The organism is Pseudomonas sp. UBA6753, from assembly GCF_002453565.1.
GTDB lineage: Bacteria > Pseudomonadota > Gammaproteobacteria > Pseudomonadales > Pseudomonadaceae > Aquipseudomonas > Aquipseudomonas putida_Z.
In genome coordinates this window covers 103,754-130,494 of sequence record NZ_DKHD01000006.1, presented here as the reverse complement: position 1 = coordinate 130,494, position 26,741 = coordinate 103,754, and the positions used below count along the sequence as shown (strand labels likewise).

Annotated in this window: 17 protein-coding genes and 1 pseudogene; 4 read left to right on the top strand and 14 right to left on the bottom strand. The window is 63.8% G+C overall.

The window, feature by feature from the left end:
* Nucleotides 1–183: 183 nt before the first annotated feature.
* Nucleotides 184–1,272 (top strand): annotated as a pseudogene (locus B2790_RS24930) (methyl-accepting chemotaxis protein); the annotation flags it as partial.
* Nucleotides 1,255–2,127 carry a methyl-accepting chemotaxis protein gene (locus B2790_RS24925; protein ID WP_414708558.1) on the top strand — a complete coding sequence of 291 codons (873 nt, stop codon included), beginning with the start codon at nucleotides 1,255–1,257 and terminating at the stop codon, nucleotides 2,125–2,127. The pseudogene B2790_RS24930 and the gene B2790_RS24925, both read left to right, overlap by 18 nt.
* Before the next feature lie 111 nt (nucleotides 2,128–2,238).
* On the opposite strand, the gene B2790_RS04020 is transcribed toward B2790_RS24925, so the two are convergent.
* The 7 genes from B2790_RS04020 to pip form a co-directional block, all read right to left on the bottom strand.
* On the bottom strand, nucleotides 2,239–2,973 hold the full coding sequence (locus B2790_RS04020) for an amino acid ABC transporter ATP-binding protein (RefSeq protein WP_013974550.1): 735 nt from the start codon (nucleotides 2,971–2,973) through the stop codon (nucleotides 2,239–2,241).
* On the bottom strand, nucleotides 2,966–3,928 hold the full coding sequence (locus B2790_RS04015; RefSeq protein WP_015272097.1) for an amino acid ABC transporter permease: 963 nt from the start codon (nucleotides 3,926–3,928) through the stop codon (nucleotides 2,966–2,968). The genes B2790_RS04020 and B2790_RS04015 overlap by 8 nt, the downstream gene beginning before the upstream one ends.
* Nucleotides 3,929–4,006: 78 nt before the next feature.
* Nucleotides 4,007–4,804 (bottom strand): transporter substrate-binding domain-containing protein, encoded by a 798-nt coding sequence (locus tag B2790_RS04010; protein ID WP_024087841.1) that lies wholly within the window; start codon nucleotides 4,802–4,804, stop codon nucleotides 4,007–4,009.
* A gap of 253 nt (nucleotides 4,805–5,057) precedes the next feature.
* Entirely contained in the window at nucleotides 5,058–7,631 is a 2,574-nt protein-coding gene (gene mdoH, locus B2790_RS04005; protein WP_025340923.1) for a glucans biosynthesis glucosyltransferase MdoH, read from the bottom strand.
* On the bottom strand, nucleotides 7,624–9,285 hold the full coding sequence (locus tag B2790_RS04000; protein ID WP_414708557.1) for a glucan biosynthesis protein G: 1,662 nt from the start codon (nucleotides 9,283–9,285) through the stop codon (nucleotides 7,624–7,626). The genes mdoH and B2790_RS04000 overlap by 8 nt, the downstream gene beginning before the upstream one ends.
* A gap of 323 nt (nucleotides 9,286–9,608) precedes the next feature.
* The gene (gene dtd, locus B2790_RS03995; protein WP_075046605.1) at nucleotides 9,609–10,046 is read right to left on the bottom strand and encodes a D-aminoacyl-tRNA deacylase; all 438 of its coding nucleotides are present in this window, start codon (nucleotides 10,044–10,046) and stop codon (nucleotides 9,609–9,611) included.
* Nucleotides 10,043–11,014 (bottom strand): prolyl aminopeptidase, encoded by a 972-nt coding sequence (gene pip, locus B2790_RS03990; RefSeq protein WP_013974556.1) that lies wholly within the window; start codon nucleotides 11,012–11,014, stop codon nucleotides 10,043–10,045. Before pip ends, dtd begins: the two co-directional genes overlap by 4 nt.
* A gap of 170 nt (nucleotides 11,015–11,184) precedes the next feature.
* On the opposite strand from pip, the gene B2790_RS03985 reads away from it, so the two are divergent.
* A complete protein-coding gene (locus tag B2790_RS03985) occupies nucleotides 11,185–16,710 on the top strand; it encodes a dermonecrotic toxin domain-containing protein (protein WP_286918309.1) in 5,526 nt (1,841 codons plus the stop codon).
* Nucleotides 16,711–16,769: 59 nt separating this feature from the next.
* Here the strand turns inward: B2790_RS03985 and hutG are convergent, their stop codons facing one another.
* The 7 genes from hutG to hutC all read right to left on the bottom strand — a co-directional run bounded on the left by hutG (nucleotide 16,770) and on the right by hutC (nucleotide 25,215).
* Complete coding sequence (gene hutG, locus B2790_RS03980) at nucleotides 16,770–17,573, bottom strand: N-formylglutamate deformylase (protein ID WP_013974557.1); 804 nt, start codon at nucleotides 17,571–17,573, stop codon at nucleotides 16,770–16,772.
* 10 nt (nucleotides 17,574–17,583) lie between these two features.
* Nucleotides 17,584–18,789, bottom strand: coding sequence for an imidazolonepropionase (gene hutI, locus B2790_RS03975; RefSeq protein WP_286918308.1), 1,206 nt, complete (start codon nucleotides 18,787–18,789; stop codon nucleotides 17,584–17,586).
* Between the two features lie 16 nt (nucleotides 18,790–18,805).
* Nucleotides 18,806–20,209: an amino acid permease gene (locus B2790_RS03970; protein ID WP_023663049.1), complete on the bottom strand. Its 1,404-nt coding sequence runs from the start codon at nucleotides 20,207–20,209 to the stop codon at nucleotides 18,806–18,808.
* A gap of 157 nt (nucleotides 20,210–20,366) precedes the next feature.
* Nucleotides 20,367–21,899 carry a histidine ammonia-lyase gene (gene hutH / locus B2790_RS03965; RefSeq protein ID WP_003259868.1) on the bottom strand — a complete coding sequence of 511 codons (1,533 nt, stop codon included), beginning with the start codon at nucleotides 21,897–21,899 and terminating at the stop codon, nucleotides 20,367–20,369.
* A 107-nt stretch (nucleotides 21,900–22,006) separates the two neighbouring features.
* On the bottom strand, nucleotides 22,007–23,680 hold the full coding sequence (gene hutU, locus B2790_RS03960) for a urocanate hydratase (protein ID WP_013974561.1): 1,674 nt from the start codon (nucleotides 23,678–23,680) through the stop codon (nucleotides 22,007–22,009).
* A gap of 255 nt (nucleotides 23,681–23,935) precedes the next feature.
* The gene (locus B2790_RS03955) at nucleotides 23,936–24,508 is read right to left on the bottom strand and encodes a HutD family protein (RefSeq protein ID WP_013974562.1); all 573 of its coding nucleotides are present in this window, start codon (nucleotides 24,506–24,508) and stop codon (nucleotides 23,936–23,938) included.
* On the bottom strand, nucleotides 24,505–25,215 hold the full coding sequence (hutC, locus tag B2790_RS03950) for a histidine utilization repressor (protein WP_013974563.1): 711 nt from the start codon (nucleotides 25,213–25,215) through the stop codon (nucleotides 24,505–24,507). Before hutC ends, B2790_RS03955 begins: the two co-directional genes overlap by 4 nt.
* Before the next feature lie 145 nt (nucleotides 25,216–25,360).
* Here hutC and B2790_RS03945 point away from each other — a divergent pair, with 145 nt between their 5' ends.
* Nucleotides 25,361–26,725: a formimidoylglutamate deiminase gene (locus tag B2790_RS03945; protein ID WP_286918307.1), complete on the top strand. Its 1,365-nt coding sequence runs from the start codon at nucleotides 25,361–25,363 to the stop codon at nucleotides 26,723–26,725.
* Nucleotides 26,726–26,741 lie beyond the last annotated feature (16 nt).

Genomic DNA, 26,741 nt, shown 5'->3' with positions numbered 1-26,741 from the left:
TGCGATCCCTGTGGGAGCGGGCGAGCCCGCGAAGAGGCCGGAACAGGCAATAAATCCCACCCAATGAAGTGAAATTTCCTACCTGATTATCAGGTCAAGTCCTACAGCTCCGCTGCCGATTGGCAAAGGTGTGATGCCAGCAATGCGCCTGCATCCTCGCCCCCAATCGCACGGAGATTCCTCATGCTCGGCTACCTCAACCGCAAGCTCGGCAACATCAGTGTCGCAGCCAAGCTCGCCCTCGGCTTTGCCGTAGTCCTGCTGCTTACCCTGGCCACCACCGTCAGTGGCTGGCGTGCACTGGATGACGCCATTGTGCGTTCGCAGCAACTCAGCGAAATCGGCCTGATCAACGACCTGACCAAAGACTTGCGCGCAGAGCGCATCACTTACCGCGTACTCAACGACAACGCCAGCAGAACGCGGATAGCCAACATTCTCGACCAGCTCAACAGCATGCTGAGCACCTTGCAACAACGTAGCAGCGTGGATGAATCCCGGCAGATGCTGACCGAAAAACTGGCGTTGCTGCAGCGCCTGCGCGACGATTTCAGCGAACTGGAGAATACTGTCGCCAAGCGTATAGCCCTGCGCCAGGCCATGCAGGCCCATGAGCAGAAGCTCACCGAAGTGATCGACGATCTCCAGACCCAGGCCTTGCTGAGGATGCCTGCCGACAGCCAGCAAGGCGGTGTGCTGGGGCTGATGGACACGCTTGCCCGACATGTCGACCGTACCAACCAGCAGAGCCTGGTTCCGGCCTATACCTTCTCCCCTGTGGAAAGCTTCGCCAAGGTCGGCGACACCTCCCTGGATGCCGCCGCCAGCAGCCTTGCGCAACTGCTCAAAGGCCTTGCTCCACTTGGCTTGCCCCGTGCGCTCACCCAGCAGCCCGGCGAGCAGCTGGCCAAGTACCGCGCCAGCCTGGATGAGTATCGTCGGGCTGCGGTGCGTGTCGAACAGCTGCAAAACAATATGGAGAACATGGGCAACGAGCTGCGCGCGGTAAGCCTGGAACTTGGCAAACGCAAGGTCGAGCAGCGCGACAGGGAAGCCCTTGAGGCCCGCTCGCTGCTGACCACTGTAGCCCTGCTGGCGTTGGTCGTAGGCGTGGTGGCCGGCTGGCTGATCACCCTGCAGATCACCCAGCCTTTGCGCCAGACCCTGGCCGTGGCCGGGCGCATCGCCAAGGGCGACCTGAGCCAGGTCGAACCTGTGCAACGCCGCGACGAGATGGGCCAGTTGCAAACCAGCATGCGCGAAATGACCTTGAGCCTGCGCGAGCTGATCGGTGGCATCGACCAGGGCGTCGGCCACCTGTCACAGGCCGCCACACAGCTGGCAGCCAGCAGCGAAGACACCAAGCTGCGCATCAACCAGCAACGCGAGGAAACCGACCAGGTGGCCACGGCCATGAACCAGATGAGCGCCACCGTGCAGGAAGTGGCGCAGAACGCTGAACAGGCCTCGCTGGCGGCGACCAACGCCGACCAGCAGGCGCAGATCGGCGACCAGGTGGTGGCCGAAGCTATTGGCCGTATCGAACAGCTGGCCGGGCAGATGGACCATTGCCTGGCGGCCATGCAGCACCTGGCGGGCGAGAGCCAGCGCATTGGCAGCATCCTCGATGTGATCAAGTCAGTGTCCGAGCAGACCAACCTGCTGGCCCTGAACGCGGCGATCGAAGCGGCACGGGCGGGTGAAGCCGGGCGTGGTTTTGCCGTGGTGGCCGATGAAGTGCGCGGTCTGGCCCAGCGCACCTCGACGGCAACCGAGGAAATCGGCCAACTGATCGACAGCCTGCATAACGGCACCGACGAAGTGACCCGCCTGCTGGACAACAGCAAGAACCTGACCGAGCAGAGTGTGGAGCTGAGCCGCAAGGCGGGGCATGCGTTGAGCCAGATCACCGACACGGTGTCCAGCATCCAGGGCATGAACCAGCAGATTGCCACGGCCAGCGAAGAGCAGAGCGTGGTCGCCGAGCAGATCAACCGCAGTGTGCTGAATGTGCGCGATGTGTCGGATCAGACCAGTGCGGCCAGTGAGCAGACGGCGGCTTCGAGTGGGGAACTGGAGCAGCTGGGGCAGCAGCTGCGGGGGATGGTGGGGCGGTTCAACATCTGAAACCGAGTCGTCCTCTTCGCGGGCATGCCCGCTCCCACAGGTATATCCCCCCCCTTCAAGGCGGTGGTGGACCTGTGGGAGCGGGCGTGCCCGCGAAGAGGCCGGTGCGGGTTAAAGCACCTGACGCAGGAACGCCTGCGCACGCGGGTCTTTCGGCGAGGCGAAGAACGCGGCCGGGGCCGAGTCTTCGAGCAGCTTGCCATGATCGAAGAACAGCACCCGGTCCGCCACTTCACGGGCAAAGCCCATTTCGTGGGTAACGCAGACCATGGTCATGCCTTCCTGGGCCAGGGTCTTCATCACGTCCAGCACCTCGCCGACCATTTCCGGGTCAAGCGCCGAGGTTGGCTCGTCGAACAGCATCACTTTCGGGTCCATGGCCAGGGCGCGGGCGATCGCCACCCGCTGTTGCTGACCACCGGACAGGCGTGACGGGTATTCGTTGGCTTTCTGCGCAATGCCCACCTTCTCCAGCAGCGCCCGGGCCTTGGCCTCGCGGTCGGCCTTGTTGCGCTTGCGCACCACCTTCTGTGCCAGGCACAGGTTCTCCAGCACGGTCATGTGCGGGAACAGGTTGAAGTGCTGGAACACCATGCCGACTTCGCGGCGGTAGGCGTTGATGTCGGTCTTCGGGTCGGCCAGTTGCAGGCCGTCGATGGCCACATGGCCTTCGTCGAAATGCTCCAGGCCGTTGAGGCAGCGCAGGAAGGTAGACTTGCCCGAACCCGACGGGCCGAGCACCACCACCACTTCGCCCTTGGCGACCTGGGTGGTGACGTTATCCACGGCCCGTACCACGTGGCCACGGGTGTCGAAGACTTTCAGCAGGTCACGGACTTCAATCACTTTGCGCAAGCCTCCGCTCGAGCCGGCTGGCCAGGTGCGACAGCGGCAGGTTGATCAGCAGGTACAGGCCTGCCACGCAGAACCAGATCTCGAAGGTCGAGAACGAGGTGGTAATGGCCTCGCGGCCGCTCTTGGTCAGTTCGGTGATGGCGATCACCGAGACCAGCGAGGTGTCCTTGACCAGGCTGATGAACTGGCCGGCCAAAGGCGGCAGCACGCGCTTGAAGGCCTGCGGCAGGATCACATGGCGCATCGACTGGCCCGCGTTCAGGCCCAGCGAGCGGGCCGCTTCGTTCTGGCCCTTGGCGATGGACTGTACGCCGGCACGAACGATTTCGGCCACGTAGGCGCCGGTGAACAGCGCCAGTGCAGCCACCCCGGCAAACTCGCGGGACAGGTTGAGCACGGTACCGATGAAGAAGTAGAAGATGAAGATCTGTACCAGCAGCGGTGTACCGCGCACCAGTTCGACATACACCGTCGACAGGTCACGCAGCGTAGGGTTGCTGGACAGGCGGCAGAGGCCGGCGAACAGGCCGATCAACAGGCCCAGGGCACCGGATACCACCGAAATCCAAAGCGTGGTCCACAGGCCCCAGGCCAGCGGGCCGGCCGCCCAGTGGCGGGTGACGCCAATCTGGTCGCCTTCGGAAACATCGTCGCCACGGGCCAGCTGCAGGCTGTCCTTGTCCACATCGAGCACCTGCTCGGCACCGCTCTCGTCTTTCAGCGTGACACGGGCATTGTCGCCAGAGATGACGATGTCCTGCACGGTGCCGTAACCGGCGGCGCGCTGTGCTTCCTCGGCCTTGTAGGCGAAGTACTGCGGTACGCGGTTCCAGCGCCACTCGTAGGAAATCATCGAGGTGGCCATGTACAGGCTGAACGCCAGGCCCACCAGGACCAGGGCAGTCAAACCGTGCCAGGGCCACTGGGCTTTCTTGTGTTTGATCACGTGGGGTACTTCCGTAAATACGAACGCGCAGGGTTTGCCTGCGCGTCGGGGTCATAAAGCCGGCTTGTGGCCTGGGCCTTATTCCATTTCCTTCAGCCAGTCCTTGTTCTTGAACCACTTGTCGTGAATACGATCGTAGGTCCCGTCATGCTTGATCTGGTGCAGGAAGTTGTTGATGAAGTTGATGCTGTCGTAGTCGCCTTTCTTCAGGCCGAAGGCCAGCGGCTCGTAGGTGAAGGGTTCTTCGAGGAACAGCAGCTTGCCGGCACCGGCCTTGTCCACTGCCACCACGTTGTACGGCGCGTCGTAGACGAAGGCGTCAGCCTTGCCGTTGACCACGTCCATCACCGCTTCCTGCTCGTTGTCGTAGCCGTGGTACTTGGCCTTGGCGATCAGCTTCTTGGAAACCATTTCGCCGGTGGTGCCGAGCTTGGAGGTGATGCGGTACTTCTCGTTGTTCAGGTCCTTGTACGACTTGATCTCGCCTGCCAGTTCCTTGCGGATCAGCAGGGTCTGGCCAACCACGATGAAGGGTTCGCTGAAGTTCAGGCGCAGGTTGCGTTCCTGGGTCAGGGTCATGCCGCTGCCGATCATGTCGAACTTGTCGGTCAGCAGGGCCGGGATGATGCCGTCATAGGCCGTGGATACCGGCTCGAACTTGACGCCCATGGACTTGGCCATGGCTTTGAGGATATCGACTTCGAAGCCGATGATCTCGCCACGCTTGTTGGTCATCTGGAACGGCATGTAGGTCGGGTCCATGCCCACCCGCAGGGTGCCGCGCTTGACCGCGTCATCGATCGCGCCCGCCTGGGCTGCCGTCACGGCGACCAGGGCGGTGACACCGACCAGCAGTCGCGAAAGGTATTTCTTGATCATCACCAAGTCCCCTAGCAAGAAAAGTAGCGAATCTTATTGTTGGCATGGCCGTGGCGGCCGATGCGTCATATCGGAGAGGGATGCTAACGCATGGCGGCTCGGGGACCTAGAGCCGGGGGGGACTTTGTTGGCCAAAATCGGTGGGAGCCCTGAAAAGCTTCGCGGGCACGCCCGCTCCCACAGGTACAGCGCATGCCTCAAAGGCTGTGAAGTACCCCGTGGGAGCGGGCGTGCCCGCGAATAGGCCCGATCAGGCGCCGACGAGTGCCGGTTGGCCTTCATTCTCCGGATGCAGCGGCAACAGCGGCGAATGCGGGTCGTTCTTGATCGATGCACGCCACACGTTGATCCACGCCGCATTGTGCTCGGCCCAGACCTGCTCGTGCAGGCGGGTCAGCGCCACCGGGTCGCTGAGCAGGGCCAGGCGGGTATTGAGGTCCAGCCCTTGCGGCCCGACCTCCATCGCCTTGGCCACGCGCTCGACGCGCAGAGCCTCGATCGGCGCCGCCTGACCATGACGGGCAGTGGCCATGGCGCAAGCCAGGGCGTTCTGCCGCGGGTCGACCACAGCCCGCACGAAGCCGTCATGCAGGGCATGCCAGCGGTTTTCGTGGGTGTACTGGTCGGTGGCCAGCAGCTCCTGCGGAGTAGCGTATTCCTCGGGGATGAGGAACAGCTTCTCGTCCTTGGCCGCCAGGCCCAGGCGGGTGCGGCTGGAGATCACCGAAACCGGGATCGACAGCACCAGAGACCCAACGATTGGCGCCAGCCACCACAGGAAGCTCGGGTTCAGCCAGGCCACCAGCGCCGCCCAGGCAATGCCCAGCAGGGTCTGCGGGCCATGGCGGCGCACCGCTTCGCTCCACGGCGTGGAGTCGTCGTCACGCTGCGGCGAGTTCCAGGTCGCGGCCCAGCCGAGGAATGCGGCCAGCACGAAGCGGGTGTGGAAGATCATGCGCACCGGTGCCAGCAGCATGGAGAACAGCATCTCCATCAGCATCGACAGGGTGACCTTGATGCGCCCGCCAAACTCGGTCGCGCCCTTGGCCCAGATCAAAATGACGCTGAGCAGCTTGGGCAGGAACAGCAGCACGATGGTGGTGGAGAACAGCGCCACGGCCTTCTCCGGGTGCCACTGCGGCCACAGCGGGTAGAGCTGGTACGGCTCGATGAAGTACTGCGGCTCCATCAGCGTGTTGGTCGCCAGCAGCGCGGTCGACAGCACCAGGAACAGGAACCATAGCGGTGCCGACAGGTACGACATCACCCCGGTGAGGAAAACCGCACGGTGCACCGGGTGCATGCCCTTGACCAGGAACAGGCGGAAGTTCATCAGGTTGCCGTGGCACCAGCGGCGGTCGCGCTTGAGCTCGTCGAGCAGGTTCGGCGGCAGTTCTTCGTAGCTGCCCGGCAGGTCGTAGGCAATCCACACGCCCCAGCCGGCACGGCGCATCAGCGCGGCTTCGACGAAGTCGTGGGAGAGGATTGCACCGGCGAACGCACCCTTGCCCGGCAATGGCGCCAGGGCGCAGTGCTCGATGAACGGCTTCATGCGGATGATCGCGTTGTGGCCCCAGTAGTGCGACTCGCCCAGCTGCCAGAAGTGCAGGCCGGCGGTGAACAGCGGGCCGTACACGCGGGTGGCGAACTGCTGCAGGCGCGCATACAGGGTGTCCATGCCCGAGGCCTTCGGCCCGGTCTGGATGATGCCGGCGTCCGGGTTGGCCTCCATCAGGCGCACCAGGCTGCTCAGGCACTCGCCGCTCATGACGCTGTCGGCGTCGAGCACGACCATGTACTTGTATTCGCCGCCCCAACGACGGCAGAAGTCGTCGAGGTTGCCGCTCTTGCGCTTCACCCGGCGCCGACGGCGGCGGTAGAAGATACGGCCGAAGCCTTTGGTTTCGCGGCACACGTCCAGCCAGGCCTGTTGCTCGGCCACGGCGATGTCGGTGTCGTTGGTGTCGCTGAGCACGAAGAAGTCGAAGCGATCGAGGTTGCCGCTGGCGGCCACCGACTCGAACGTTGCGCGCAGGCCGGCGAACACGCGCGGCACGTCTTCGTTGCAGATCGGCATCACCAGCGCGGTACGCGCCTCAGGCGCGATCGGCTCGTTGCCTGCACTGCTACCCGAAATCTTGTACTTGTCACGCCCGGTGAGCAGCTCGAGGAAGCCCATCAGCGCGGTCCAGAAGCCCGCCGATACCCAGCAGAACAGGATGCCGAAGAGAACCAGGATGGACGTCTGCAAGGCATACGGCCAAACCTGCACCACGGTGTCCCACAGCGGCTGGTTGACGACTTCGTCAAAGTCCACGAACGACCAGCCCTGGTACGGCAGGATGCCCTTCATGTACCAGCCGGCAACGATGGTCTGGCCAATCATCAGCGCCAGCAGTATGTAGCGGCGGATCGAGCCGACCGTACGCCAGCGGGCTGGCGGCAGCTCGCGCTTGGGCGGCTGCGGGGCGTTGGTGCGGCCGGTCATGCGCCGCCACATGCGGATCAGCACGTTGGTACGCCATGGCTCGGGCACAACCTTGGTGCGCTTGATCGGCGGAGCGATCTTCAGGCACAGGCGGCCGCTGCCGTCGACACCAAGCATTTCGGCGTCTTCCAGCTCGGCGGCGCTGCCTACGGTCAGGCGCGGGCCCACCGAGGCCTGGACGGCCTCGGCAGAGCTGGCGGCCGGGTTGGCCGCCAGGCGTTGGTGCAGCTCACTGAATGACGTGCAGCTGGCGAGTTCCGCCCGTTGCTCGTCGCTCAGTGGTAGGTGGGCCAGGTACTCGCGAAGCGATTCCGGCCTTGCGCTTGAGTTACTCATCGGCAGGCAACTGATAGCTCCAGGTCTCGGTCAGCACCTTCTCGGTGGTGGCCGGGGTCCCGTTGGTGGGCGCCGCATCGGCGGCAGGTTGTTCGGCCTTGGCAGCTTTATCGGCCTTGGCTTGCTTGGCAGCAGCCTTGTCCTGCTTGGCGTCCTTGGCAGGCTTGGCGGCTTCGACCGGCACGTCACGCACCAGCGCGGCACGCATTTCGGTCGATTTGTTGGCTTCCTTGACCTTCAAACGCAGGGTCAGGCGCCAGCCCTTGGTCTCAGGGTTATAGCGCAGGTTGTTCTCGACCACCTCGGCGTTGTCGCCCACGCTGATCTGGCTGCGCACGGCGGTGTCTTCCGGCAGGGCGGCCAGCGCCGGGCCGGCGAAGTCGACCAGGAAGGCCACGCTGCCGTCTGGCTGGCGGATCAGGTTGGACTGCTTGACGTCGCCGGTGGAACGCAGGGTCTGCTTGACCCAGCCCAGCTCGGAAGCCTGGAACTTCGGCTCGTCGATGGTCCAGTGCAGGCGGTAGGCGTACTCGAATGGCTTGCCTGGCTCAGGCAGCTTCTCCGGGCTCCAGAAGGCCACGATGTTGTCGTTGGTCTCGTCGGCGGTCGGGATTTCGACCAGGTCGACGGTGCCCTTGCCCCAGTCACCCTTCGGCTCGATCCAGGCGCTCGGGCGCTTCTGGTAGTTGTCATCGAGGTCTTCGTAGTCGCTGAAGGCGCGCTGGCGCTGCATCAGGCCGAAACCACGCGGGTTCTCGACGCTGAAGTTGCTAACGGCCAGGTGTTTCGGGTTGTTCAGCGGGCGCCACAGCCATTCGCCGTTGCCGGCATGGATCGACAGGCCTTCGGAGTCGTGCAGGGCCGGGCGGTAGTTGAGGACCTTGGACGGCTGGTTGGGGCCGAACAGGTACATGCTGGTCAGCGGGGCAATGCCCAGGCGGCTGACATGGTCACGCAGGAACACGCGGGACTGCACGTCGACCACGGTGTCGTTGCCTGGACGCAGGATCAGCTTGTAGGCACCGGTGGAGCGTGGCGAGTCCAGCAGGGCGTAGATGACCAGGTGCTTGTCGGCCGGCTTGGGCTTCTCGACCCAGAACTCGGTGAAGCGCGGGAACTCCTCGCCCGACGGCAGTGCGGTGTCGATGGCCAGGCCACGGGCCGACAGGCCGTACACGTGGCCCTTGCCGACCACGCGGAAGTAGCTGGCGCCAAGCAGGGTCATGATCTCGTCCTGCTTGTCGGCCTTGTTGATCGGGTACAACACGCGGAAACCGGCGTAACCCAGGTTCTTGGTGGTTTCCGGGTCGTGTGGCACGTCACCGAACTCGAAACGGCTCGGGTCGTACTTGATTTCCTCGACCTTGGTGGCGGTGACCTGGTTGATCTTCACCGGGGTGTCGAAGTGCATGCCCTGGTGATAGAACGACAGCTTGAACGGGGTCTTGTCCTTGGCCCACTCGGCCTTTTCCTGCAGGAAATGAATCTTCTGGTAGTCCGCGAACTTCATGTCGCGGAATACGGCCGGCAGGTTGCTTTTCGGTGCTTCGTACTTCTGGCCGGCCAGATCCTTTGCCTTGGCTGCAACATCGTCAAGATTGAATGCCCACAGCTGGCCCGCGCTCATCAGGCCGACCACTGCCACACTGGCCATCAGGGCCTTGCGCAGCCCGGTACCGGGGATTCTTGATGCTTTTTGGGGACTAACAATCACGAGCAACCCTCGCCGAAAACAGATCATGAAACCAACGGCCAGCGACAAATGCCGGGTTGGCGAGCACTGTTCGGACCCCGTGAGGGCGTAATGATTCCCCAAACGGATCCAGACAATGCTCGAGTCAGAGTGAAACGAACCTGCGAACGCAGGTCCATGCAGCGCGCGATTATCCAGCAGGTCGCGTGACAACGCATCAGGCTGGAACAACTATTTATCGTACAAAACCCCTTGTTTTCCTGTGAACAAGGGGTTTTTTACACTCACATTTGTAACATAAATGTTACGGGGCCATCATTGACCAGGTGCACCTGCATGTCTGCACCGAATTGCCCGCTTGCCACATCGGCGTGCTGGGCCTTCGCCTGTTGCAAAAGATAGTCGAACAACTCGGCGCCGAGGGCCGGTGGCGCTGCCGTCGAGAAGCTCGGGCGCATGCCGTTGCGGGTGTCTGCCGCCAGGGTGAACTGCGACACCAGCAACAAACCTCCCCCCACATCCTTGAGCGACAGGTTCATCTTGCCCTGCTCGTCGCTGAACACCCGGTAGTTCAACAGCTTGTGCAACAACTTGTCGGCCTGCTCACGGGAATCCTCAGGCTCGACGGCCACCAGCACCAGCAAACCCTGGTCGATGGCACCTACCACCTCCCCCGCTACTTCCACCCGCGCACCACGCACGCGCTGCAGCAGGCCCCTCATGCTTCTTCCAGGGGCAGGTCGAGCAGGCGCCGGGCCATCTGGTCGGCGGCACGCACCAGGGCATCGGTGATGCCCGGCTCGGAAGCCGCGTGGCCAGCGTCACGGATCACCTTCAGTTCGCTGTTCGGCCAGGCCTGGTGCAGCGCCCAGGCGTTATCCAGCGGGCAGATCACATCATAGCGGCCATGCACGATCACGGCCGGCAGGTGGGCGATCTTCGGCAGATCGCGGATCAGCTGGTCCGGCTCGAGGAAGGCGTTGTTCATGAAGTAGTGGCATTCGATACGGGCGATCGACAGTGCACGCTGCGGCTCGGAGAAGCGGTCGACCACCAGCGGGTTGGGGCGCAGGGTGGCGGTACGGCCTTCCCAGGTGGACCACGCCTTGGCCGCGTGCATCTGGGCGATCTGGTCGTTGCCGGTCAGGCGCTTGTGGAAGGCCGTGACCAGGTCACCGCGCTCCTCCGGCGGGATCGGCGCGATATAGTCCTGCCAGTAATCCGGGAACAGGCGGCTGGCGCCTTCCTGGTAGAACCATTGGATTTCCTGGGGCCTGCACAGGAAGATGCCGCGCAGGATCAGGCCATGCACCCGCTCGGGGTGGGTCTGGGCGTAGGCAAGGGCCAGGGTGGAACCCCACGAGCCGCCGAACAGCACCCACTTGTCGATGCCAAGGTGCTCGCGGATGCGCTCAAGGTCCTCGACCAGGTGCCAGGTGGTGTTGTTCTCCAGGCTCGCGTGCGGCGTGGAGCGGCCACAGCCGCGCTGGTCGAAGGTGATGATGCGGTACAGGGTCGGGTCGAAGTAGCAGCGGCTCTGGGCGTCGCAACCGGCGCCCGGGCCGCCGTGGATGAATACCACCGGCAGACCTTCTGGCGAGCCGCTTTCGTCGACATACAGCACATGCGGCGCTTCCACGGCCAGATCGTGCCGGGCGTAGGGTTTGATCTGCGGGTACAGGGTCTGCATTGCGCACTCCGTGTGAGGATTATTCGGCCGTGGGCCATCATAAACCTGAATTGCGCTTTGAGCACTGCCCGCGCTGATGCCGCCGCACCTCGAGGGCACATATATCTACCTCCAGCAGCTCAGACAGGCCCGCGATAGTCCTTCGCCTCAAATCAAGCAAGGGCCTCGTCATGCCAACTGCAGTCACTGCCGTACCTAGTGTTCATTACGCCACCATCGAGCGCAGAATCCCCACCTGGCTCAAGCAGGCTCCGCCAGAAACCCAGAGCGCGATGCGCAACTGGCATCAAGCCCCTGCCTGGCTGGCGACGGCAATCCAGCAACAACCGGAAGTCGCCAAGGCATGGCAGGAAGAGCACGCACGTCACCGCGAGCACCAGGTGCAGGTGCACAAGCTGTTCGAAAAGCTTCCAACCCTGGAAGCGCACGCCACCAAGACACTCACCGAAGCCATCAAGCAGCGATTCAGGCTTGACCTGGATGTGCGCAACACCTACCTCGTCGATGCCCGCCTGATCGAAACGACCGACGCCATCGACAGCCGCCAGGCCGTCGACCGGGCTACACGCTCGCTGCTGCACTGCGCCTTGCACAACTTCGACCAGGCCGCCGCTGCCGAACATGGCATGGACGCGCCCGCCGCCCTGCTCAAGAGGTCGGTCATCGTCGATCACCGGCGCTTCATGGGCACCGTGCCGATCACCAATGCACTGGGTATCGCCGCCGAAGACTTCGCCGACTTGTGTCGCACGCTGGATATCGGCGGCAAGTATCACGAACAGGTACATGCCATCTACTACCCGGCGGCCACGCCGTCACTCGGCGCCGATGAAGCCGCACTGGCCGTTTATGAAACCCTGGGGCGTGCCGAGGTATCGGCATTCCGGCAATCCCTGCATTTCGCGCGCCTCAAGGGCGATATCAGCGAAGCGCTATATTCCGCCGCTCTCGCCACACCACTTGACCAGGCGCCATCGCCCTCTTCGCCGGTGACATTCAGCTTGCTCGAGTTGTGGGAAGCCGAGCTGACCGGCGTTGTGCTCATTACCCTGCAAGCTGAAGGGCATCAGGCCGTGGCGCTGTACATCCCTGAAGACAGCACAACGCCCCTCAAGGAGTTCACCAGCCAGCAAGCCATGCACGACGAATTGCGCGACAGGCTCCAAGCCGATATCGGCTACCTGGACAAGCACCTCGCCGACCGCGACAAGGCGCCGATAACCACCCGCCTGAAGGACCGGCTCATGCCCCTCGCCTGGAGTGCCCGCGGCTTGCATGAACGTGTTCCGGACCCGCGCGGCACCCTGTATCCGGTCATGAAGCCTTTCAGCCACGCCTTCCAAGGCGTGATGGCTTTCCAGAAGGCCCAGCGTCATGAAAAGGATGTGCTGTTCCACGCCACTCCCACCGAAATCGTCGACCGGCGCACTACGCAAGCCCACCGGGAACTGATCGCCGGCCGTGTGCTTACGGCCTTGAACATCGCCGGCTTCTTCGTGCCGGGGCTTGGCGAGGCAATGCTTGCCGTTTGCCTGGCCCAGCTGGCCCATGAGGTGTATGAAGGGATCGACGCCTGGGAAAACGACGAGCGTGATACGGCCTATGGCTATCTGCTCGATGTGATCGAAAACGTGGCCGTCATGGCCGCCCTCAGCGCAGCAGCCAAAGCATTGAGAGGCTCGCAGGGCAGCGAAACCGGCATGGCTTCGGAAGGGCCGGCGGTAGAAGAGCCAGAGGATGAGGGGCCAGGGATAACCCGTATTCCTGTAGAAACGCCTTCATTCATCGAAGAACTGGAAGACGTGGAAACATCCGATGGTCAGATGCGGCTGTGGAAACCCGACCTCACGTCCTACCAGAGCTTCGAGACACTGCCCCATGATCTGGTACCGGACGAACTGGGCCTACGGCATCACCAAGGCAAACGCTGGCTGGTACTGCATGGCAATCAGTACATCGTCAGCCAAGCGCCAACGACTGGTGAATATCGTTTGCAACACCCTGCAAGTCCTCGCCGTTACCAGCCGCCAGTGCGGCACAACGGTGCCGGAGCATGGTTGCACGTTACCGATAAGCCACTGAGTTGGTCGGGCATGACACTCCTGCGCCGCATCGGCCACTTGAGTGGGCACTTCGACGAGCCGACGCTGCAACGGATTATCGCCGTCAGCGGCGTACACGAAGACGAGCTGCGCCGCGCCCTGGCCGAAAGCCAGCGGCTGCCGGCCTTGCTGGAAGACACCCTGCAACGTTTCAAGCTGGACGAAACGGTCCGCCAGCTGGCGGACGAGAGCACTCGGCCCGCTGAGTTTGCCAGGGCCTACGCCGGCCTTTCGCGCGACCTGGCGCCGGGCGCCGAGGCCATCCAGAGGGCGTATCCGAAATTGCCGTCAGCAGTCGCCAATGAGCTGGCGCGCGAGGCCAGTGCCAACGAACTGCAGATACTCGACAACGGCAAGGTACCACTGCGCCTTGCCGAAGAGGCCCGCATCTACCAGCAACAAATTCGCCTTGCCCGCGCCTGCGAAGGGCTGTACCTGTCCAGCGTGCCGAACTGGGATAGCGACCTGTTGATCGTGCATACGCTCGAACGCTTGCCAGGCTGGCCTGCACAGACCAGGCTCCGGCTGCTCCAGCGCATGTCCTGGCCGACCCAGGATCATGCCATAGGCACACTGGACACCCGCCCATTCAAGACCATCACCCATGCCCAGGCAGGGTACATCGTCCACGACGAAAGCCTGCCCAGCGCGGCGGTCAAGGTGTATTCAAGCCTTTACGCTGCATTGTACGAGGCACTGCCAGCGGCCATGGCAAGCATGGACGTCGCCGATCAGCAAGCGCTGCAGCGCCTTGTACAGGAAAGCCCGTTGCTGCCTCGCCCGGCCTTGAGGGTGCTGCTGGGCATGCAGCCCGTACGCCCAGGCTACCGTTCTCCCATGCGCCTGGCTGATGGCCGCCTGGGCTACCCACTCAGTGGCGGCGGCCCGGCCACCCATGGCATCACCCGCCAGCAGCTGTTCGAAGCTATCGAAGCCACAGGGCTCGCCGAACGCACCGGCCGCTCGGCGGCTCAGGTTCTGCAGGCACTTGCCAGCCGCGGCCGTACGCAACTGCAGATATTCGAACATTTGCAGACACTACTGGAGCAGCGCAACGAGCTGCAAAGCAGCCTGGACGATTGGAGTGAAGCCATTTCGCCGGCAAGCGACCAAGCAGCACAGGACTACGACAGCCTGCGTGACTCGATCATGCAACACTGGTACGACACTGCGCTGGACGAGAGCACCGGGCCCACCACGGAACTGCGTATCGCCCGCGTCCCCCTTGCCGATGTGCCCCTCACCTTGCCCGCTTTTTTCAACGCACGCGTGCGCAGCCTGAGCCTGATCGACTTACCGTCAGGGTCCTTGGCGGGCTGGGCGCAAAACGAGCGCCTGCTGCAACGCCTGCTCAGGCAGATGCCGCAGATCGAGTCGCTGGAAATCAGCCGTCCGTTTGACCCCAGGGCAACGCCCTCGCCCTTCCTGTTCAGCGTGCCCACCATCACCGAGTGCCTGCCAGGCTTGCAACGACTGGTGCTCACCAACCAGAACATGGCGCTCTCCGAAAGCGACCTGAACCTGCTGTCAGGGCTTCGCCAATTGAGATACCTGGACCTGAGTGGTAACCGGCTGGCGCAGAGCAACAGGCCAAGTTTCCATGAGTTGACCCTGGACTACCTGGGCCTGGACCAGATGCAGCTGGCCCAATGGCCGATCGGGATTGGCAGCGACGCCCTGGCGCGCATTGCCCACCTGTCGTTGCGCCACAACAATCTCAGGTCTTTGCCCTCGTTCCTGCTTCATGAAGCGGACATGCTGACCACCCCACCGGTGATCTCGCTGGAAGGCAACAGCATCAATGAATCTCACCTGCAGCGATTGTTGCTGAACGAGCGCGTCGACACCTCGGGCATCACCACGGACCAGCCAGAGGCAATGTCCGAACAACTCGCACGCATTCGCGATGAGCGACGGCAGATGCGCGATGCGATCGATGGCTGGGCCCAGGCATCCAGTTCGAGCAACCCATTGACCCAGGCCGCACTGACGGACAGGCAACGTATCGCGTCAGCGATCGATCAATTCTGGGAACAACAGGAGCAGGGCCAGTCATACCTGCGCCTGCAACTCGAGGACGTGGCCATCGAGCATTTCCCCAGGCGGCTTCCAGCGTTCTTCGGCGCCCGCGTACACGCGCTCAGCCTGACGCGGTTGCGGGGCAGCGCCTCGCAGCTCGACGAACTACTCAGCCGGTTCCCTAACATCAGCCGGTTGACCATCGATGCACACCAGGCCGCCATGCCCTCGCTGGCATCTGCCCTGGCTCGCCTTCCCCAACTCACCTACCTGGAGTTTCGCAACATGGGGCTGGAGGTCGACCAGGCCATGATGGACATTTTCGCAGGGCTGCGAAACCTGACCTCGCTGGACCTGTCGGGCAACCGTGCAGGCAACATCGACCATGTGCCCGCATCGCTGGCCAGCAACCTGCAGTCACTCGCATTGACCAACATGAACCTCCAAGCCTGGCCCAGCTGGTGTGACAGTTTGCTGCCATTGGAACTTCTGGACCTGAGCTCGAACAACATCACCCAGTTGCCCGAGCACATCCTGACGAACCTGAACAATCCCATGCCAATCTCGTCGATCGCCTTGTTCGACAACCCGCTGCCTCCTGAAACCATCCTGCGGGTACGCAGCTTCTCGGACAGCCAGCACAGCTATTCCTTTGCCTTGGATATCCCCGACGACCTGATGTTCTTCGATACTTCCAGCGAAGGATCTCTCGACCACCTTCACTTCCCACTGCTGGGCGATGATACGCCCAGGCTGAAGGACTGGATGCTGGGTAGCGAAGCACAGAATGCCGCATTGCAGGACTGCTGGGAGCGGCTCGAAGGTAGTGATCTGTTGCGTCTGGTGGGCCGTTTGCACAATGCCGCCCCATACCTTGACCCAAATACGCAAGCCACCTTCTGCGAACGGGTGCGCTTGATGCTGGTGGTGGCTGCAAGCAACGAAACCGAACGCCCGATCATGGAGAGCATCGCCGCAGCGGCATTGCCAGACCCGGTAACCGGCTCGCAGACCTGCCATGACGGAGCGCTGCAGGAGTTCAACAATATTGAACTGTACCTGATGAGCCAACGCCTGTTGGTCGACGCCGGCGATTCCCTGCAAGCACTGCGTCGTCGGCTATTGCAGCTTTTCCGGATCGAACAGCTGGAGCTGCTGGCCAACCAACGGACTGGCCCGGGTGACCTGGTCTCGGTACGTCTGGCCTACCGCCGGGAACTGGCCAGGGAACTGGACCTGCCGATCGCCGATAGCATGCGTTTTCGAGGTGCTGCGAACCTGGCGCGGGACGAGCTATCCAGTGTGCTGGAAAAGGTTCGGAAAAGTGAACTGAGCGATGCACTGGTCGGATACATGCTGGCGAATACGGATTGGACCACGCGTCTGCGAGCCGAATTTGCCGACCGCTTCGCCGAAATAGAAGCACGTTTCCGCCTGCGGGTGCTTGAGCTGGCAAGCAAGGACCACTCGCTTCAGGACGAGTTGAACTTGCAGCAAGGCCTGCAAGATGACAAGGAGCAGGAAGAGAAGGAGCTACTGCGCGAACTTACCATCAAGCAGATCAACAACAACTGAGCAGTAGTGACTGGCGACGCGAACAACCTGCATCGCGTCGCCATTCTTACTGGCGAACTTCACCGCCCGTAATGCGCCTTGCCCCAGTCCAGCACTGCCTGCAGAAGCTGCTTCAACACCTCCTGTGTCGGCCGTGCCAGGTCTTCGCGGTAAGCGAACGGCTCGGCTTCTTCCATGTAAGTGCTCTGCGCCAGCTCCAGCTGCACCGCATGGATGTGGTTGGCCGGATCGCCGTAATGCCGGGTGATATGCCCGCCCTTGAAGCGGCCATTGAGCACGTGGCTGTAACCTTGGGCCTGGGCGCACACCTCTTTCAGCCGTTCGGCCAGGGCCGGGTCGCAGCTGGCGCCGTTGAAGGTACCCAGGTTGAAGTCCGGCAGCTTGCCGTCGAACAGGTGCGGGATCAGCGAACGGATCGAATGGGCGTCCCACAGCAGGGCGTAGCCGAACTGCTCGCGCAGCCGCGCCAGCTCGCGACGAATCGTGTCGTGGTAGGGGCGCCAGATCTGCTCCAGATACTGCTTGCGCTCCTCGCCTGTCGGCACCAGCCCGTCCTTGAACAATGGCTCGCCATCGAACAGCGTGGCCGGGTACAGGCCAGTGGTGGCACCGGCGTACAACGGCTTGTCGTCATCCGGCCGATTCAGGTCGATGACGAAGCGCGAATACTCCGCCGCCACCACGCTGGCGCCCATTTCACGGGCAAAGTCATACAGCCGTGGAATATGCCAGTCGGTGTCCGGCAGGCTGCGCGCCTGGTCGACCAGGCCGTCTCTTACCGCCGGCGACAGTTGCAGGCCGGCATGGGGCATGCTGATCAGCAGCGGCAGGCGCCCCTGGTGAAAACTCAGTACCTTGTCCATCGTGCCTCACTCAGTTGGAAATCTCGTGGCCCTTGCGCACCACGCGCTTGGGCAGGTCGCCGCCCAGCCAGTAGGCCAGGTCGGCGGGGCGTTCGATCTGCCAGGCGACGAAGTCGGCGACCTTGCCCACTTCCAGCGAGCCGTGGCTGTCGCCCAGGCCCAGCGCCGTGGCGGCGTGCACGGTGACACCGGCCAGGGCTTCTTCCGGGGTCATGCGGAAGCAGGTGCAGCCCATGTTCTGCATCAGCCGCAGCGACAACCCTGGCGAGGTGCCGGGGTTGAGGTCGCTGGCCAGGGCAATCTTCACGCCGTGGCGGCGCAAGGCGTCCATCGGCGGCAGCTGGGTTTCGCGCAGGAAGTAGAACGCGCCCGGCAGCAGCACGGCGACCGTGCCGGCTTTTGCCATGGCAATGGCGTCTTCCTCGGTCATGAATTCCAGATGGTCAGCCGAAAGCGCCTGGTAGCGCGCAGCCAGGCTGGAGCCGTGCAGCGACGACAACTGTTCGGCGTGCAGCTTGACCGGCAGGCCCAGCTCGCGCGCCTTGATAAACAGCCGCTCGACCTGGGCCGGGGAAAACGCCAGGTGTTCGCAGAAGGCATCCACTGCGTCCACCAGGCCTTCGGCGGCCAGGGCCGGCAGCATTTCATCGCAGATGTGCGCGATGTAGTCGTCAGCCCGGCCGACGTATTCCGGCGGCAAGGCATGGGCTGCCAGGCAGGTGGCGCGCACCGCCAGCGGCAACTCGTCGGCCAGGCGCCGGGCCACGCGCAGCATCTTGCGCTCGTTGGCCAGGTCCAGGCCGTAGCCGGACTTGACCTCGATGGTGGTCACGCCATCGCGCATCAGCGCCTGGACCCGCTGGCGAGCACTGGCGAACAGCTCGTCTTCGCTGGCCGCGCGGGTGGCCCGCACGGTGCTGGCGATGCCACCGCCCTGTGCGGCGATTTCGGCATAGCTCACGCCCTGCAGGCGCTGCTCGAACTCACCGCTGCGGTTGCCACCGAACACCGCGTGGGTGTGGCAGTCGATCAGCCCCGGGGTGACCCAAGCGCCGCCCAGGTCCACCGTACGCTCGGCATCGACCGACGCCAGCTCGACGCGTGGGCCGATCCACTCGATCAGCCCGGCGTTGGTGACGATGGCCGCGTCCTCGATGGCCGAGTAACGGCCCTCGGCCATGGTTGCCACATGGCAGTGCTGCCAGACGGTTCTCATACATTGACTCCTGTACTTAGCGGTGCAGCTCGGCCGGTTCCGCTACCGGTTTGCCCTGCCCTGCGCGCGGCTTGCACCACAGCAGGTAGGACGCCACCAGGAACACCACCCAGACCACGCCGACGAGCAGTGCCGCCTGGGTATCCGGGAAGTAACCGAGCACGCCAAAGATGAACACCATGAACGCAATGGCCATGGCCGGGCCGTAAGGCCAGAACGGTACCGGGAACTGTAGCTGGGCCACTTGTTCACGGCTCATGCTGCGGCGCATGGCCACTTGGGTGAGCAGGATCATCAGCCACACCCACACGGTGGCAAAGGTGGCGATCGAGGCGATCAGCAGGAACACGTTCTCCGGGATCAGGTAGTTGAGCAGCACGCCGATCAGCAGCGCAGCACCCATCACCACCACGGTCATCCACGGCACGCCGTGCTTCGACAGCTTGCTGAAGCCGCGCGGCGCGTGGCCTTGCTGGGCCAGGCCGTACATCATGCGGCCGGCGCCGAAGATGTCGCTGTTGATGGCCGAGATCGCGGCGGAAATCACCACGATGTTCAGCACCGCAGCGGCAGAGCCGATGCCCAGGTTACTGAAGATCTGCACGAACGGGCTGCCCTGGCTGCCGATTTGCGGCCATGGGAACAGGCACATCAGCACGAACAGGGTGAGTACGTAGAACAGCAGGATGCGCAGCGGCACGGCGTTGATCGCCTTGGGGATGACCCGCTGCGGGTCCTTGGCCTCACCGGCGGTGACGCCGATGATCTCGATGCCGCCGAACGCGAACATCACCACGGCAAAGGAAGCGATCAGGCCACCCACGCCATTGGGCATGAAGCCGCCGTGGTCGAACAGGTTGCTGACACCCACGGCCTGCCCGGTGCCTACCTGGCTGAAGCCGAAGGCCATGATGCCGAGGCCGGCCAGGATCATCGCCACGATGGCGCCGACCTTGAGCAGCGACAGCCAGAATTCCATTTCGCCAAAGACCTTGACGTTGCACAGGTTGAGGCCGCCGATCAGGAAGACGATGCCCAGCACCCAGATCCAGCGGGCCACTTCCGGGAACCAGAAGCCCATGTAGATACCGAAGGCAGTGACGTCGGCGATGGCGACGATGACCATCTCGAAGGCGTAGGTCCAGCCGAGGATGAAGCCGGCCATGGGGCCGAGGTAGGTGCTGGCGTAGTGGCCGAACGAGCCGGCGACCGGGTTGTGCACAGCCATTTCGCCGAGGGCGCGCATGACCATGAACACGGCGGCGCCGCCGATCAGGTAGGCCAGCAGCACAGCCGGGCCGGCCATCTGGATGGCCGAGGCGGAACCGTAGAACAGGCCAGTGCCGATGGCGGAACCGAGGGCCATGAAACGGATGTGGCGGGCACTTAGCCCGCGCTTTAGACCTTGAGCTTGTTGCATGTCACGTCCTTAAATTGTTTTTGTGGTCGTGAGATCGAGGGGGGCTGCCTTGCAGCCCAATCGCCGGCAAGCCAGCCCCCACAGAGATGGTGTGTCGCATCTCCATCTGTGGGAGCCGGCTTGCCGGCGATGGGCCGCACAGCGGCCCCTGGGGGCATTACAGGCTTGGCAGCACACCAGCCGGCAGCAGGCCGGTCAGGCGACCCTTGGCCAACAGTTCCACGGCCTTTTCGATGTCGGGCGCGAAGAAACGGTCACGGTCGTAGTGCGGCACTTCGCTGCGCAGCGCCTGGCGCGCCTGCTCCAGCTTGGCCGAGGTCTTCAGGCCCTTGCGCAGGTCCAGGCCCTGGCAGGCGCCCAGCCATTCTATGGCCAGCACGCCACGGGTGTTTTCGGCCATTTCCCACAGGCGCTTGCCGGCAGCCGGGGCCATCGACACGTGGTCTTCCTGGTTGGCCGAGGTCGGCAGGCTGTCGACGCTGTGCGGGTGCGACAGGGCCTTGTTCTCGCTGGCCAGGGCAGCAGCGGTGACCTGGGCGATCATGAAGCCCGAGTTGACCCCGCCGTTTTCCACCAGGAACGGCGGCAGCTGGGACATGTGCTTGTCCATCATCAGCGAGATACGGCGCTCGCTGAGCGAGCCGATTTCAGCGATGGCCAGGGCGATGTTGTCGGCGGCCATGGCCACCGGCTCGGCGTGGAAGTTACCGCCGGAAATCACGTCACCTTCGGCAGCGAACACCAGCGGGTTGTCCGACACGGCGTTGGCTTCGATGCCCAGTACCTCGGCGGCCTGGCGCAGCTGGGTCAGGCAGGCGCCCATGACCTGCGGCTGGCAGCGCAGCGAGTACGGGTCCTGGACCTTGTCGCAGTTCTTGTGCGACAGCGACACTTCGCTGGAGTCGCCCAGCAGGTCACGGAAGCAGGCAGCGGTGTCGATCTGGCCGCGCTGGCCACGCACTTCGTGGATGCGCGCATCGAACGGCGAGCGCGAGCCCAGTGCGGCTTCGACGCTCAGGCCGCCGCAGGCGATGGCAGCGGCGTACAGGTCTTCACCCTGGAACAGGCCACGCAGGGCATAGGCGGTGGACGCCTGGGTGCCGTTGAGCAGGGCCAGGCCCTCTTTGGCGGCCAGGGTCAGCGGCTCGAGGCCGGCCACGGCCAGGGCTTCGGTGGCTGGCAGCCACTGGCCCTTGTAGCGGGCCTTGCCTTCACCCAGCAGCACCAGCGACATGTGCGCCAGCGGGGCGAGGTCGCCGGAGGCGCCCACCGAACCCTTCAGCGGGATGTGCGGGTAGACTTCGGCGTTGACCAGGGCGATCAGCGCGTCGATGACCTTGCGACGGATGCCGGAGAAGCCACGGCTGAGGCTGTTGATCTTCAGCACCATGATCAGCCGCACCAGGTCGTCATCCAGCGGCGCGCCGACACCGGCGGCATGGGACAGCACCAGCGAGCGCTGCAGGTTTTCCAGGTCGTGGCTGGCGATGCGGGTCGAGGCCAGCAGGCCGAAACCGGTGTTGATGCCGTAGGCGGTACGGTCTTCGGCAATGATCTGCTCGACGCAGGCAACGCTGGCGTCGATGGCCGGCGCGGCGCTGGCGTCCAGTTGCAGGCGCACAGGCGCGGCATGGATGGCGCGCAGCTGGGCCAGGGTCAGGGTGCCGGGCTTGAGGGTCAATTCGGTCACTTCACTACTCCAATCGCGTGGAGCCGCAGGCCCGTTTGTGAGTGCCTGCGTGCTCCTTCTTGTTGTTCAGTATCACCCCTTGTGGGGTGCGATCCAAAGCGTGGCGATCAGCCAGTGATCATCGGCAGGTCCAGACCCTGCTCCTTGGCGCACTCGATGGCGATGTCGTAACCGGCATCGGCATGACGCATCACACCGGTCCCTGGGTCGTTGGTCAGCACGCGAGCGATACGCTCGGCGGCTTCATCGGTACCGTCGCAGACGATGACCATGCCAGAGTGCTGGGAGAAGCCCATGCCCACGCCACCACCGTGGTGCAGCGAAACCCAGGTAGCACCGCCGGCGGTGTTCAGCAGGGCGTTGAGCAGCGGCCAGTCGGAGACGGCGTCGGAACCGTCACGCATGGCTTCGGTTTCACGGTTGGGGCTGGACACCGAACCGGAGTCCAGGTGGTCACGGCCGATCACGATCGGTGCCGACAGCTCGCCGCTGCGTACCATTTCGTTGAACGCCAGGCCCAGCTTGGCGCGCAGGCCCAGGCCAACCCAGCAGATACGTGCCGGCAGGCCCTGGAAGCTGATGCGCTCGCGAGCCATGTCCAGCCAGCGGTGCAGGTGGGCGTCGTCGGGGATCAGTTCCTTGACCTTGGCGTCGGTCTTGTAGATGTCTTCGGCATCACCGGACAGCGCCGCCCAGCGGAACGGGCCGATGCCACGGCAGAACAGCGGGCGGATGTAGGCCGGCACGAAGCCCGGGAAGTCGAAGGCATTGGCCACGCCTTCTTCCTTGGCCATCTGGCGGATGTTGTTGCCATAGTCGAAGGTCGGAACACCCTGCTTCTGGAAATCGAGCATGGCTTGCACGTGCACGGCCATCGACTGCTTGGCGGCCTTGACCACTGCAGCCGGCTCGGTCTGCGCACGGTCGCGGTACTGTTCCCAGGTCCAGCCGGCTGGCAGGTAACCGTTCAGCGGGTCGTGGGCGCTGGTCTGGTCGGTGACCATGTCCGGGCGCACGCCACGCTTGACCAGCTCTGGCAGGATTTCAGCAGCGTTGCCGTGCAGGGCGATGGAGATGGCCTTGCCTTCGGCGGTGTACTTGGCAATGCGTGCCAAGGCGTCGTCGAGGTCAGTGGCCTGCTCGTCGACGTAGCGGGTTTCCAGACGGAAGTCGATGCGGCTCTGCTGGCATTCGATGTTCAGCGAGCAGGCACCGGCCAGGGTGGCGGCCAGTGGCTGGGCACCGCCCATGCCGCCCAGGCCGGCGGTCAGTACCCACTTGCCTTTCAGGCTGCCGCCGTAATGCTGGCGGCCGGCTTCGACGAAGGTTTCGTAGGTGCCCTGGACGATGCCCTGGCTGCCGATGTAGATCCAGCTGCCGGCGGTCATCTGGCCGTACATGGCCAGGCCCTTGGCGTCCAGTTCGTTGAAGTGCTCCCAGTTGGCCCAGTGCGGCACCAGGTTGGAGTTGGCGATCAGTACGCGCGGGGCGTTGCTGTGGGTCTTGAACACGCCGACCGGCTTGCCCGACTGCACCAGCAGGGTTTCGTCGTCTTCCAGGCGGGTCAGGGTCTCGACGATCTTGTCGTAGCACGCCCAGTTACGGGCAGCGCGGCCGATACCGCCGTACACCACCAGTTCTTTCGGGTTTTCCGCGACCTGTGGATCGAGGTTGTTCATCAGCATGCGCAGTGGCGCTTCGGTCAGCCAGCTTTTGGCAGTCAGCTTGTTGCCACGTGGGGCACGGATTTCAACGTCACGGTATTTGTTGTTGTCGGTCACGGGAAAGGTCCTCTGCGGTCGTCCGCGGGCGGGTATGTCGTGGTAGATATACAAACACACCTTTACTTGTATGTACAAGCATGGACAACCAAAATAATTGGACTTTTCCGCTGAGCGGCAAAAGAAATGGGGCCGCTGCGCGGCCCTTCGCGGGCTTGCCCGCTCCCACAGAGAGCTCCACTGCCTTCAAGGCGTGCGCTGTACCTGTGGGAGCGGGCAAGCCCGCGAAGGGCTGCGCAGCAGCCCCCGGCTATCTCAACGTGAAACGAGTTCGATCAGGCAGAACCGCCCCTGCACATCCAACCCGAGCAACTGGTCATTGCCCTCCAGCCGCAGGCAGTCATACAACCCCAACCGCTGCGTCTCGCGCCCGGCAATGCCCACCTCGACCTGGCTGCTGGCAGCGAACAGCAACACCGTCGACGCCGAACTGTACAAGCGGCTGGTGCCATCGAACCACTGCAACCGTGCCCGGTAGCGCTGCGGTGCATAGATCAGGTTGAAATCGCGGATCGCCCCGCCCAGCAGCTTGCAGCTGACCTGGCTCTCGCCACTGAAGGCGAAGGCATCGAACGGCAGCAAAGGCCTGCTGGCCTGGCCGTCGACCAGCAGGCGCATGCCGTCACCCTGCAGCACGGTGATGATCCGCTGGTAGCCGGCGAAGGTGGAAAACCCGCCGGACTCCTCAATATCGGCAATCGACAAGCGCCAGCCAAAGCCGTCCAGGCCTTCGCCACTGTCGCGGGTAATCTCTTCGGTGAAACCGCCACCGTTCTTCCACGGCATGCGCGGGTAGCCCTGCGCACGCAACAACTGCAGCTGACTCATTTACTGAAACGTCCTTCCAGGCGATGACGGGAACCGGGGTGGATCAGCCGCGCGGCGGTCACCGGCTGGCGGCCGGACCAGGTGCGACGGCGGATCAGCAGGCAGGGCTCGCCCCGCTCGATCTGCAACAGGCGGCATTCTTCCGGCTCGGCCAGGATTGCCTCGACCACGTGCTCACCCTCGGTCAGCGGCGCCACCTGCGACAGGTAGGCGTAAGGCGTCTGCCGGGTGAAGTCCTGCTTGAGGTAATCGGGGGCGATCGCCGCATTGACGTAGCGGTCCTCGATCTGCACCGGCACGCCGTTCTCGAAATGCACGATCAGCGAGTGGAACACCCGTTGGCCTTCGCGCATGTCCAGGGCCAGGGCCCGCTCGGAACCAGCCGTTTCCTCGGTGAGGGTGATCACCTGGCAGCTATGCTGGTGGCCACGCGCGGCAATTTCGTCGGCGATGTTGTTGACCTCGAACAACGCCGAACGCCCCTTGGGCTCGGCCACGAAGGTACCGACCCCTTGCATGCGCACCAGCAGGCCTTCGGCGGTAAGTTCGCGCAGGGCGCGGTTGATGGTCATGCGGCTGAAGCCCAGCTCGCTGACCAGTTCGCTCTCCGAGGGCACTCGGTGATGCGGTGGCCAGCTGCCGTTGTCGATCTGCTGGATGATCATCTGTTTGACCCGGGCGTACAGCGGAGCCGGGCCCTCGCCCATCTGGGCAACCAGCGCGGAGACAGGTGGTGTCGGCACGGCGTTGGATCCTTGTGCAAATGGAATGAGCGGTAGCTTGCCGCAGTTTACCCGGCAGGCAAACGCCTGTATATGTATATACAAGTTAACAATAACAGGATTTTCACCGATGTCCGCCTACTTCGCCGAACGCGCCCTGCTGCCCACGGGCTGGGCCAGCCATGTCCGCATCGAGGTCACCAGTGATGGCCATGTGGCCCGCATCGAACCGGGTGCCTCGGCCGAAGGCGCCGAGCGGCTGGCCGGCCCGCTGCTGCCCGGCATGCCCAACCTGCACTCGCATGCCTTCCAGCGCGCCATGGCGGGGCTGGCGGAAGTCGCCGGCAACCCCAACGACAGTTTCTGGACCTGGCGCGACCTGATGTATCGCCTGGTCGGCCAGATCAGCCCGGAGCAGCTGCAGGTCATCGCCCGTCAGCTGTACATCGAGATGCTCAAGGCGGGCTACACCTCGGTCGCCGAGTTCCACTACGTGCACCATGACCAGGCCGGCAAGGCCTACGCCGACCCGGCCGAACTGTCTCGCCGCATCAGCGCGGCTGCAGCCGACAGCGGCATTGGTTTGACCTTGCTGCCGGTGCTGTACAGCCACGCAGGCTTCGGCGGCCAAGCCCCGAATGATGGGCAACGGCGCTTCATCAACTCCACCGAACAGTACCTGCAACTGCAAGCGCAGCTGGCCCCGCTGCTGGCTGCGCAACCCGCGCAGCAACTGGGTCTGTGCTTCCATTCGCTGCGCGCCGTGACGCCCGGGCAGATCGCCGAAGTGCTGGCAGCCAGCGACAAGCAGTGCCCGGTGCATATCCATATCGCCGAGCAGCAGAAGGAAGTCGACGACTGCCTGGCCTGGAGCGGCCTGCGCCCGCTGCAGTGGCTGTACGAGCACGTGGACGTGGACCCACGCTGGTGCCTGGTGCATGCCACCCATGCCGAGCCGGATGAAGTCACCGCCATGGCCCGCAGTGGCGCGGTAGCCGGGCTGTGCCTGACCACCGAGGCCAACCTGGGCGACGGGATTTTCCCGGCAGTGGACTACCTGGCGCAGGGTGGGCGCATGGGCATTGGTTCGGACAGCCATGTGTCGCTGAGCGTGGTGGAGGAACTGCGCTGGTTGGAATACGGCCAGCGGCTGCGCGACCAGCGGCGTAACCGCCTGTATCGCGGCGACCAGCCGATGGTCGGGCGCACGCTGTATGACGCTGCCCTGGCGGGCGGCGCGCAGGCGCTGGGGCAGGCGGTCGGGGAACTGGCCGTGGGCAAGCGCGCCGACTGGCTGGTGCTCGATGGGCAGGACCCTTACATCGCCATGGCCGATGGGGATGCGATTCTCAACCGCTGGCTGTTTGCCGGCGGCGATCGCCAGGTGCGGGATGTGATGGTGAATGGGCAGTGGGTGGTGCGCCAGGGGCGGCATGCGCAGGAAGAGCAAAGCGCGCAGGCGTTTGCCGAGGTGTTGCGACAGCTTTTGGGTTGAGTGTATTGGGGCTGCT

Coding starts and splice junctions, on each gene's coding strand:
- B2790_RS24925 (WP_414708558.1), top strand. CDS start 1,255: ATGCGCGAAATGACCTTGAGCCTGCGCGAGCTGATCGGTGGCATCGAC.
- mdoH (WP_025340923.1), bottom strand. CDS start 7,631: ATGAGTAACTCAAGCGCAAGGCCGGAATCGCTTCGCGAGTACCTGGCC.
- B2790_RS04000 (WP_414708557.1), bottom strand. CDS start 9,285: ATGGCCAGTGTGGCAGTGGTCGGCCTGATGAGCGCGGGCCAGCTGTGG.
- dtd (WP_075046605.1), bottom strand. CDS start 10,046: ATGAGGGGCCTGCTGCAGCGCGTGCGTGGTGCGCGGGTGGAAGTAGCG.
- pip (WP_013974556.1), bottom strand. CDS start 11,014: ATGCAGACCCTGTACCCGCAGATCAAACCCTACGCCCGGCACGATCTG.
- B2790_RS03985 (WP_286918309.1), top strand. CDS start 11,185: ATGCCAACTGCAGTCACTGCCGTACCTAGTGTTCATTACGCCACCATC.
- hutG (WP_013974557.1), bottom strand. CDS start 17,573: ATGGACAAGGTACTGAGTTTTCACCAGGGGCGCCTGCCGCTGCTGATC.
- hutI (WP_286918308.1), bottom strand. CDS start 18,789: ATGAGAACCGTCTGGCAGCACTGCCATGTGGCAACCATGGCCGAGGGC.
- B2790_RS03970 (WP_023663049.1), bottom strand. CDS start 20,209: ATGCAACAAGCTCAAGGTCTAAAGCGCGGGCTAAGTGCCCGCCACATC.
- B2790_RS03955 (WP_013974562.1), bottom strand. CDS start 24,508: ATGAGTCAGCTGCAGTTGTTGCGTGCGCAGGGCTACCCGCGCATGCCG.
- hutC (WP_013974563.1), bottom strand. CDS start 25,215: ATGGGCGAGGGCCCGGCTCCGCTGTACGCCCGGGTCAAACAGATGATC.
- B2790_RS03945 (WP_286918307.1), top strand. CDS start 25,361: ATGTCCGCCTACTTCGCCGAACGCGCCCTGCTGCCCACGGGCTGGGCC.